The organism is Flavobacterium collinsii (assembly GCF_902804485.1).
GTDB classification, from domain to species: Bacteria; Bacteroidota; Bacteroidia; order Flavobacteriales; family Flavobacteriaceae; genus Flavobacterium; species Flavobacterium collinsii.
Window position 1 is genome coordinate 1 of the sequence record NZ_CADCST010000027.1, and the last position, 651, is coordinate 651.

Consider the following 651-nt stretch of genomic DNA (forward strand, 5'->3'; position numbering starts at 1 on the left):
TTTCAAAACAGATCAGTCCGGAGATGTTCGACAATACATCGTACCCACAGAGCAAGTCAACTTTACGATAGCAGAGCAGGACTATAGTGCAAGAGAAAATCAGGGAGAAGCCATTGCAGATTATTTACAAGCAATAAACAATGAGCCTTTCGATTTAGAACAAGCACCACTTGTCAGAGCTTCTTTAATCAAATTAAAAGAAGAAGAGCATGTGTTTTTCTTATCCCTTCATCATATTATTGGAGACGGATGGTCAATAGAAGTCTTGATATCAGAGGTTGTGAAAACCTACAATGCACTAACGCAAGGCACCGAAATAGCCTTACCGGAATTAAGCCTTCAGTACAAAGACTATGCAGTGTGGCTCAATGACGAAATACAGCAGGAGCAATATCAGGCATCCGAAGATTATTGGCTAGAACAATTTGCAGGCGAGTTACCGGTATTGGATTTACCAAGTTTTAAAACCCGTCCATTAATTCAGACTTATAATGGTGATAGTCTTACACACCGGTTTTCGAGAGTATTTTTAGATAAATTAAAAAGATTCTCAAAAGAACAGGACCTTACCTTGTTTATGAGTTTAATGGCAGGAATAAATGCTTTGTTGCATAAATATACAGGTCAGGACGACATCATAATTGGAACCCC

1 protein-coding gene is annotated in these 651 nt (G+C 38.6%); it reads left to right on the forward strand.

Annotation, left to right across the window (positions count from 1 at the left end; all coding sequences use genetic code 11):
- Positions 1 to 651 (forward strand): condensation domain-containing protein (locus FLA105534_RS00170; RefSeq protein WP_246253122.1); only part of this gene is annotated, 651 nt, incomplete at both ends.